This is a genomic window from Micromonospora sp. NPDC005215 (assembly GCF_040607915.1).
Taxonomy (GTDB): Bacteria; Actinomycetota; Actinomycetes; order Mycobacteriales; family Micromonosporaceae; genus Micromonospora.
Genome location: NZ_JBEXHQ010000068.1, coordinates 23,028 through 29,928, shown reverse-complemented (window position 1 = coordinate 29,928; position 6,901 = coordinate 23,028). Strand labels below are relative to the sequence as shown.

Here is a 6,901-nt window from a genome sequence, read left to right as displayed (position 1 = left end):
CGGACGCCGTCGGCGTACTCCTCCATGGGTGCGCCGTCGGTGTGGCGGGTGACGACGGTGACCTCGTGGCCGGCGGCGGCGAGGGCGACGGAGAGGGCGTGCACGTGTCGACCGAGGCCGCCGACGAGCACCGGCGGGTACTCCCAGGACAGCATCAGGATGCGGCGGGTCTGCGGGGGCACCCCGGGGCCGGGCTGCGCCGGCACTGTCGCGCCGGGCTGCGCGGAGAGACCGGGCTGGGTCGGGAGCGCGGACCGGGAGGTCACTGTGGGCCGGTGGGCCCGGTCCTTGGTGGCTGTGTGCTGCTCGTCGACCCGCACTGTCACATCAATCTCCGTCCATGCATGGTGATACGCCGACGTCAGTGGCGGCGGAGTGAGGTGTAAGGGGTGGCCGAGGGCCAGGCGGAACGCGCGCGAACGCTTGTCCCCGGTCAAGGAAAGTGCATCGGGCCCGAGAACGCACCTCGAAAGGGGTCATCGTGACGGAGGACACCTGAGGGTGTAGCACGCCTCAGACAGGTGGTTTTCCGGCACCGCCTGAAAGGATGGATTGGCACGCCCGGGCCGGGGGCACTACGTGCATGCGCGCGGGCATGCGTCGGCCGGTGCGCGCACAACCATGGTCTAAGGAGCAACATGCAGGTCTGGCCGGGCGAGCGGTACCCCCTGGGCGCCACCTACGACGGGATGGGCACCAACTTCGCCATCTTCTCCGAGGTCGCCGACAGGATCGAGCTCTGCCTCTTCGACGAGTGGGACACCGGCGCGGAGCGCCGCGTCGAGCTGCGTGAGGTGGACGCCTACGTGTGGCACGCGTACCTGCCGGGCATCGAGCCGGGGCAGCGCTACGGCTACCGGGTGCACGGCCCGTACGACCCGGCCAACGGGTTGCGCTGCAACCCGCACAAGCTGCTGCTCGACCCGTACGCGAAGGCCATCGATGGTGACGTGGAGTGGGACCCGGCGGTCTACGACTACGACATGGCGGAGCCGGAGAAGATGTCGGAGACCGACTCGGCGCCGTTCATGCCGAAGTCGGTGGTGGTCAACCCGTACTTCGACTGGGGCAACGACAAGCCGCCGCGCACCCCTTACCACCACTCGGTGATCTACGAGGCGCACGTCCGTGGGCTGACCATGCGCCACCCGGACATCCCGGAGGAGCTGCGCGGCACGTACGCGGGCATCGCCTCCCCGCCGATGATCGAGTATCTGACCCAACTCGGGGTGACCGCGATCGAGCTGATGCCGGTGCACCAGTTCATCCACGACAACCGCCTCGTCGACCTGGGGCTGCGCAACTACTGGGGTTACAACACCATCGGGTTCTTCGCCCCGCACCACGGCTACTCCGCGCTGGGCCGGACCGGCCAGCAGGTGCAGGAGTTCCGGGGCATGGTCAAGGCGCTGCACGCGGCCGGCATCGAGGTCATCCTCGACGTGGTCTACAACCACACCGCCGAGGGCAACCACCTCGGCCCGACGTTGAGCTTCAAGGGCGTGGACGCCCCCAGCTACTACCGGCTCAGCGAGGAGGACCGCCGCTACTTCGTCGACTACACGGGCACCGGCAACAGCCTCAACGTGCGCAGCCCGCACTCCCTGCAACTGATCATGGATTCGCTGCGCTACTGGGTGACCGAGATGCACGTGGACGGTTTCCGCTTCGACCTGGCGGCCACCCTGGCCCGCGAGTTCTACGAGGTGGACCGGCTGTCGACGTTCTTCGAGGTGGTCCAGCAGGACCCGGTGGTCAGTCAGGTGAAGCTGATCGCCGAGCCGTGGGATGTCGGCCCCGGCGGCTACCAGGTGGGCAACTTCCCGCCGCTGTGGACGGAGTGGAACGGCAAATACCGCGACACCGTGCGGGACTTCTGGCGCGGTGAGCCGGCCACCCTTGCCGAGTTCGCGTCACGCATCTCCGGCTCCGCCGATCTCTACCAGGACGACGGCCGCCGCCCGTTCCACAGCATCAACTTCGTCACAGTGCACGACGGGTTCACCCTCAACGACCTGGTGTCGTACAACGACAAGCACAACGAGGCCAACGGCGAGGACAACCGGGACGGCGAGAGTCACAACCGGTCCTGGAACTGCGGGGTCGAGGGCGACACCGACGACGAGGCGGTGCTCGCCCTGCGGGCCAAGCAGCGGCGCAACTTCCTGGCCACAGTGATGCTGTCGCAGGGGGTGCCGATGATCGGCCACGGCGACGAGTTGGGTCGCACCCAGCACGGCAACAACAACGTCTACTGCCAGGACAGCGAGCTGGCCTGGGTCGACTGGGACAACGTCGACGAGCAGCTGCTGGAGTTCGTCCAGACGCTCACCGCGTTCCGCAAACGGCACCAGGTGTTCCGCCGTCGCCGGTTCTTCACCGGCCTGCCGGTGAATGGGCGCGGCAGCGACGAGCCGCTGCCCGACCTGGCCTGGCACACCCCGGACGGGCGGGAGATGACCGGCGAGGACTGGGGCAACGACTTCGGCCGTTCGGTGGCGCTCTTCGTCAACGGCGAGGGCATCCGCGAGCGCGGCCAGTACGGCCAGAAACACCACGACGCGTCGTTCCTGCTCTGCTTCAACGCCCACGACGCGCCGCTGGACTTCACAATGCCCGGCAGCGAGTACGGCCAGAAGTGGGAACGGGTGATTAGCACGGCCGAACCCGAACCGGGCGACGCCACGGTGATCAGCGCGGGCGGCACCATCCGGGTGCCGGACCGGTCCCTCGTGGTGTTGGAGAGGATGATCTGACATGGCCGCCACCCCTCCCAGGGCCACCTACCGCGTCCAGGTCCGCCCCGGCTTCGACCTGGACGCCACCGCCGCGATCGTCGACTACCTCGCCGACCTCGGCGTCAGCCACCTCTACACCGCCCCGCTGCTGGCCGCCATCCCCGGCTCCCAGCACGGCTACGACGTGGTGGACCACCGGGCGGTCAACCCGGAGCTGGGCGGGGAGGCCGCCCGGCAGCGACTGCTGCGCGCACTGCGGGACAAAGACCTCGGCCTGGTCGTCGACATCGTGCCCAACCACGCCGGTGTCGCCGTGCCACCGGCCAACCCGGCCTGGTGGGACGTGCTGCGCCGGGGGCGCGACTCCTCGTACGCCGACTGGTTCGACATCGACTGGGACCGGGGCCGGCTGCTGCTGCCGGTGCTCGCCGACGACCCGGCCGCCCTGGACGACCTCAAGCTGGTCGACAACGAGCTGCGCTACCACGAGCACCGCTTCCCGGTCGCCGACGGCACCGGCGACGGCACCGCCCGGGAGGTGCACGACCGGCAGCACTACGAGCTGGTCTCCTGGCGTCGCGGTGACGCCGAGCTGACGTACCGCCGGTTCTTCGCCATCGCGGGCCTGGCCGGTCTGCGCGTGGAGGACCCGGCGGTGTTCGCCGCCACCCACGAGCTGATCCTGCGCTGGGCCGCCGCCGGGGAGGTCGACGGCATCCGCGTCGACCACCCGGACGGCCTGCGCGACCCGGCCGGCTACCTGACCCGGTTGCGGGCCGCCGTGCCGGACGCCTGGCTCGTGGTGGAGAAGATCCTGGAGTACGGCGAGGAGCTGCCGGACTGGCCGGTGGACGGCACCACCGGCTACGACGCGCTGGCCGCTGTCGGCGGGCTGTTCGTCGACACCGACGCCGAGGGTGACTTCACGGTCCTGGACACCCAACTGACCGGGAAGCACACCTCGTGGGAGAACCTGACCCACACCACCAAGCTGGCCGCCGCCACCCAACTCCTCGCCGCCGAGCTGACCCGGCTGGCCGCGCTCGCCCCCGAGGTGCCGACCGAGCAGGCCCGCGCGGCACTCGCCGAGCTGGCCGCCGCGTTCGCCGTCTACCGGGGCTACCCGCCGCACGGCGTCCGGCACCTCGCCGCCGCCCGCGCCGAGGCCGGCCGCCGCCGCCCCGACCTGGCCGGCGCCCTGGACGCGGTCACCCGCCGGCTGCGCGACCCCAATGACGAGCTGGCGCAGCGGTTCCCGCAGCTCACCGGCGCGGTGATGGCCAAGGGCGTGGAGGACACCGCCTTCTACCGGTGGACCCGGTTCGTGGCCCTCAACGAGGTCGGCGACAGCCCCGCCCACTTCGGGGTGCCGCCGGCGGAGTTCCACCGCTTCGCCGCCGCCCAGCAGGTCCGCTGGCCGGCGAGCATGACCACCGTCGCCACCCACGACACCAAACGCGGCGAGGACGTCCGCGCCCGCCTCGCCGTGCTCAGCGAGCTGCCGGGCCGCTGGGCCGAGCAGGTCAAGAGCTGGATGGAGTACGCGCCGCTGCCCGACCCGTCGTTCGCCCACCTGCTCTGGCAGACCGCCGTCGGCGCGTGGCCAATCGAACGGGAGCGGCTGCACGCGTACGCCGAGAAGGCCGCCCGGGAGGCCGCGGCCTCGACCAGTTGGGCGGACCCGGACCCGGTGTTCGAGCAGGCCATGCACGCGATGATCGACCGGATGTACGACGACCCGAGCCTGCACGACGAGCTGACCGAACTCGCCGCCGCGATCGCCCCGGCCGGCTGGTGCAACTCCCTCGGGCAGAAACTCGTGCAACTCACCATGCCCGGGGTGCCGGACACCTACCAGGGCACCGAGCTGTGGGACAACTCCCTCGTCGACCCGGACAACCGCCGCCCTGTCGACTTCGACGTACGCCGAGAGCTGCTGGCACGCCTCGACGGCGGCTGGCGTCCCCCGGTCGACACCGACGGAGCGGCGAAGCTGCTCGTCGTGTCGCGGACCCTGCGGTTGCGGCGGGCGCACCCGGAGCTGTTCACCGGCTACCGGCCGGTGCCGGCGCACGGGCCGCTGGGCCGGCACGCTGTGGCGTTCGACCGGGGTGGCGCGATCACCGTGGCGACCCGGCTGCCGCTGGGCCTGGCACGCGCCGGTGGGTGGTGCAACACCGCGCTGTCGCTTCCCGTTAACGAGGTTAAGGACCTGTTCACCGGTCGGGTCTACAGTGGCGGGGAGACCCCTCTGGACGACCTTCTGTCCGACTATCCCGTCGCGCTGCTGGCTCCCCCCACCGCTGCCGTGGAGGCTGCGTCATGACCGAATTCTCCGTGTGGGCACCGGACGCCACCCGTGTGCGGCTGCGGCTGACCGGCGACGCCGACCACGAGATGGGCGCCGCCGCCGACGGCTGGTGGCGGGTCGACGTGCCGGACGCCGGCCTGGACTACTCCTTTCTGCTGAACGACGACGAAACACCACTGCCCGACCCCCGGTCACCGTGGCAGCCTGCTGGTGTGCACGGGCCCAGCCGCCGCTACGACCACTCCGCCTACGCGTGGTCCGACACCTCGTGGACCGGCCGGCAGCTGCCCGGGAGCATCCTCTACGAGCTGCACATCGGCACCTTCACCCCGGAAGGCACCTTCGACGCGGCCATCGAGCGCCTCGACCACCTGGTGTCGCTGGGCGTCGACCTGATCGAGCTGCTCCCGGTCAACGCCTTCAACGGCGACCACAACTGGGGGTACGACGGCGTCTGCTGGTACGCCCCCCACCAGCCCTACGGTGGCCCCGACGGCCTGAAACGGTTCGTCGACGCCGCCCACGCTCGCGGGTTGGGGGTGATCCTCGACGTCGTCTACAACCATTTCGGGCCCTCCGGGGCCTACGCGCCGCAGTTCGGGCCCTACCTCGCCGAGCAGTCGAACTCCTGGGGGCGTTCGGTCAACCTCGACGGGCCGCACTCCGACGAGGTACGCCGCTACATCATCGACAGCGTGCTCATGTGGCTGCGCGACTATCACGTGGACGGGTTGCGGCTCGATGCTGTGCACGCCCTGCCTGACTCGCGGGCTGTTCCGCTGCTCGAAGAGCTGGCTGTTTCCGTCGAGTCTCTGTCGACGCACCTGGGGCGGCCGTTGTCGCTGATCGCGGAGTCTGACCTCAACGATCCGCGGCTGATCACGCCTCGGGAGGCTGGTGGGTTCGGGCTGCACGCGCAGTGGAACGACGACGCGCACCACGCGCTGCACACGTTGCTGACGGGGGAGCGGCAGGGGTACTACGGGGACTTTGGGTCGCTGGAGACGCTGTCGGACGTGTTGACGGGCGGGTTCTTCCACGCGGGGACCTGGTCGAGCTTCCGGAACCGGCACCACGGGCGGCCGCTGGACTCGCGGGTGCCAGGTCATCGGTTGGTCGCGTACTTGCAGAACCATGATCAGATCGGGAACCGGGCTACCGGGGATCGGATCTCTGCTTCTCTCTCGCCTTCGCTGCTGCGGGTGGGGGCTGTGCTGCTGCTGACGGCGCCGTTCACGCCCATGTTGTTCATGGGGGAGGAGTGGGCGGCTTCTACGCCGTGGCAGTTCTTCACGTCGCATCCGGAGCCGGAGTTGGCTTCTGCGGTGCGGACCGGGCGGCGGCGGGAGTTCGCCTCGCACGGGTGGCCGGAGGGGGACGTGCCGGATCCGCAGGACCCGGAGACGTTCGTGCGGTCGCGGTTGGACTGGGCGGAGCTGGACAAGCCTGAGCATCGGGAGATGTTGGCGTTCTACCAGCGGTTGATTGCCTTGCGTCGGTCGTTGCCGGACCTGTCTGATCCTCGGATGCACGCGGTTTCTGTTCAGCACGGGGACCAGTTTTTGGTGATGCGGCGGGGGGACACGTTGGTCGTGGCGAACCTGGCTGGGCGGGGGCAGGGAGTCAGCCTGCCTGGGGTGGCTCGGCGGGTGCTGCTGGCTACGGGGGAAGGGGTCACGGTGATGCGGGACCGGATCCAACTGCCTGCGGAGACTGCGGCGGTTGTGGCGCTCTAATGCGAGTGCGGGGCATGTCCAAGAGTAGTCGACTGTCGGATGTTATGTGGCTTCCAATCCGACCGCTGAAATGGAAGGCAGTGATCGTGGAATAATTGATTCAATGATCCATGGCG

Annotated in this window: 4 protein-coding genes; 3 read left to right on the top strand and 1 reads right to left on the bottom strand. The window is 69.7% G+C overall.

Annotated features, from left to right (window positions below; genetic code table 11):
- Window positions 1-326 (bottom strand): glycogen/starch synthase (locus ABZU25_RS31985; RefSeq protein WP_355033078.1); only part of this gene is annotated, 326 nt, incomplete at its 3' end.
- A gap of 312 nt (window positions 327-638) precedes the next feature.
- Between ABZU25_RS31985 and glgX the strand changes: the two genes are divergently transcribed.
- Genes glgX through treZ form a run of 3 tightly spaced genes read left to right on the top strand, consistent with a single transcriptional unit; the run spans window position 639 to window position 6,785 of the window.
- A complete protein-coding gene (gene glgX / locus ABZU25_RS31980) occupies window positions 639-2,756 on the top strand; it encodes a glycogen debranching protein GlgX (protein ID WP_355033077.1) in 2,118 nt (705 codons plus the stop codon).
- A gap of 1 nt (window position 2,757) precedes the next feature.
- Window positions 2,758-5,064 (top strand): malto-oligosyltrehalose synthase, encoded by a 2,307-nt coding sequence (treY, locus tag ABZU25_RS31975; RefSeq protein ID WP_355033076.1) that lies wholly within the window; start codon window positions 2,758-2,760, stop codon window positions 5,062-5,064.
- On the top strand, window positions 5,061-6,785 hold the full coding sequence (gene treZ / locus ABZU25_RS31970) for a malto-oligosyltrehalose trehalohydrolase (RefSeq protein ID WP_355033075.1): 1,725 nt from the start codon (window positions 5,061-5,063) through the stop codon (window positions 6,783-6,785). The genes treY and treZ overlap by 4 nt, the downstream gene beginning before the upstream one ends.
- Window positions 6,786-6,901 lie beyond the last annotated feature (116 nt).

Excerpts from the sequence above, each read along its gene's own strand:
- glgX (WP_355033077.1), top strand. The coding sequence starts at position 639 with ATGCAGGTCTGGCCGGGCGAGCGGTACCCCCTGGGCGCCACCTACGAC.
- treY (WP_355033076.1), top strand. The coding sequence starts at position 2,758 with ATGGCCGCCACCCCTCCCAGGGCCACCTACCGCGTCCAGGTCCGCCCC.
- treZ (WP_355033075.1), top strand. The coding sequence starts at position 5,061 with ATGACCGAATTCTCCGTGTGGGCACCGGACGCCACCCGTGTGCGGCTG.